This window comes from Candidatus Accumulibacter vicinus (genome assembly GCF_000584955.1).
In the GTDB taxonomy this organism is placed as follows: domain Bacteria; phylum Pseudomonadota; class Gammaproteobacteria; order Burkholderiales; family Rhodocyclaceae; genus Accumulibacter; species Accumulibacter vicinus.
The window spans coordinates 1-2,331 of sequence record NZ_JDSS02000029.1 but is presented as its reverse complement, the minus strand read 5'-3'; the positions used below and the strand labels follow the sequence as shown (position 1 = coordinate 2,331).

General features: G+C 69.6%; 1 protein-coding gene and 1 pseudogene. Both read right to left on the bottom strand.

Annotated features, from left to right (window positions below; all coding sequences use genetic code 11):
- Positions 1-301, bottom strand: a 301-nt coding sequence (locus tag CAPSK01_RS14030; protein WP_273703713.1) for a toll/interleukin-1 receptor domain-containing protein, incomplete at its 3' end; no start/stop codon positions are given.
- Positions 302-410: 109 nt separating this feature from the next.
- Positions 411-2,105: pseudogene (locus CAPSK01_RS23025) on the bottom strand (SUMF1/EgtB/PvdO family nonheme iron enzyme); the annotation flags it as partial.
- Positions 2,106-2,331 lie beyond the last annotated feature (226 nt).

Sequence of the window (2,331 nt, the reverse complement as noted above, 5' to 3'; positions counted from 1 at the left end):
CTGCCGGTTGGCCGGGAAAGCCGGGCGGAGAAGACGGCTTCAGGCGCTCGCCCTTGACGCGCGCAAGCAGCGTGCGTTTCGCGCTCGCTTCGTCGAGTCCGAGCAGATCGACGTAGGCGATGGCGCGCAGCAGGCCTTCCGGCTGGCAGTCGCCGACGCGTACCGGCAGCAGGACGCCGCCGGTGCCGGTCGGATCGCGGGCGAAGGCCGCGGCCCATTCGGCGGCGGTGAATTTCGCGGCCAGGTAGTCGTTGGAGAGGATGGCGATCGTGCGCAGGGATTGCCGGGCGGCGCGATCCATCTCGAGGACGAAGTTGCCGCCGGCGTGAAAATCCCAGGCCTGGATGAGAATCATGCTGGTTGAGGCACCACTCCCAGACGTTGCCGACCAGGTCGAGCACGCCGTCGGCCGAGGCCCCCTGCGGATGGACGCCGACGGCGGTGATTCGGGAGAGCTGACTCTCGTCGGTATTGGCCCGCCCTTCCTGCCAATCGCCCCAGGGGTATTGCCGGCTCGGGTTGCCACCCGTTGCCGCCTGCTGCCACTCCCACTCGCTCGGCAAGCGCACGGGATGGCCGAGGAGGGCGCTCGCCCATTGGCAATAGGCCATCGCTTCAAACCAGCTCAGCGAAACCGCAGGCTGGTTGTCGCGGCCTCGCTGCGCGGCGGGTTCCACGCGATACACGGAACGGATCAGCCGGTCGTAGCCATCCGTGGCTTCGAGAAAGGCGCGCCATTGGCCAACGGTTACCGGATAGCGCGCGATGTGGAAGGGTTCGACCGCAAGACGCGGGCGGCCGCGCCAGCGGCGCAACCAGCCGGTAGCGTCGATCTCGAGTTCGACTTCGCCACCCGGAATCGCGTGCCAGACGATCTCCGGGGCGCCGTCCGGGCGTAGCCCGACGCCGGGGCGCGGGTCGCCGCCGGGCAGCAGTGCCAGCCGGTCGCCGATGCGCGCTCGCTCGGCGTGCGTCGTCGCCGGATCGTCGAGCAGCGCGAGCATTTCTTCCTGCGCCAGTGGGCCGAGGAAATCGCGCTCGCTCCGGGTCAGGTCGAAGCGCGCGCCGAGGCGGTGCAGCATCGGCGCGGCTTCGAGCATCACCCGTTCGTCAGACCAGCGGTGGCTTTCGCCGTGCGCCTGCCAGGCGGCTGCCGCGTGCTCGATCTCGCGCCGTTGATGCAGGTCGTCGCGGTCCTGCTGCAGCCAGTCGCGCAGGCGCTGCCAACTGCGGATCAGCGCTTCGTGCGCGACTTCGACGGTGTCCTGGCCGCTGCCGGCGTCGCGGCCGGTAACCAGCAGGCGCGCCGTCGCCAGCTCGGTGATCAGCCGCCGCGAGCGCTCGTCGAAGTCACCGAGCGGCGCGCGCCGGCGCGTGTCTTCGCTGCCTTCGCCGAGTTGCACGAGTTGCAGGAAGACATCGCGCGCGATCGCCTCGCTGCCAGGAGCGTCGCGCTCGATGGCGTCGATGACGCTGTCGGCACGCTGGACGATCGCGCCGTGCACGCGACCGATCGCCTCGTACGCCGCCTGGCACAGGTGGTCGTCCTGGCGGCGCGCGTAGAGCTGCGTCAGGCAGAACTCGAGCAGCGGCAGATTGCCCGGCTCGTCGCCGACGTCGCCGAGGATGCGGCCGACCAGACCTGGCTCGAAGCGCAGCCTGGCGACCTCCGCCGGGCTGCTGATCGCCAGCTCGCGTTCGGAGGGGGTCATTCCGCCGAAGAAGAACGGCTCGTCGTCTTCGCGGAAAGCGCTCAGGTTGCGGTACGGACAGCCGGCGTCGAGCGGTCGCTGGCAGCTCGCGTCGAGTTCGCGGATCAGTTCGGCGAAGTCCGCCTGCCGCTCGTCGCCGGCGTGTTCGCGTATCACTTCCAGCAGCAGCGACAGCGCATGCCGCGAGCCTACGAGGCCGCGCTCGAGAAGCTGGCGCACGCAGCGGGTGGTGAAGGCGTCGGTGGCGCCGCGCTGGTCGATTGCGTGGTAGAGCGCGTCGTCCTTGTCCTGTCCGTAGAAGGCCTGCGTCAGCCAGGTGCCGCGGCGATCTTCATCGAGCAGCGGCAGCAGCAGTCGCGTTGCGCGTTCGAGCACGGTCGTCGGCGCGGTCATCGATCCTCCCCGGTCGTTCAGCCTGCACGCATTATCGTCCGTGGTGGGCGCGGTGCCAATCCCTGACACTTGCCTTTTCGGGTTGGCGGGCGAGAGCTTGATCAGTAAAAAACGGGGGTTGTTTACGGTGGAGTAGCGAAGCGCCAGACAGGCCGGAGGGTGCGGGCGGCCCGGAGGGAAGCACCCAAAGCCCCGCCCGGCGGTGACGCCGGGCGGGGCCAGTGGC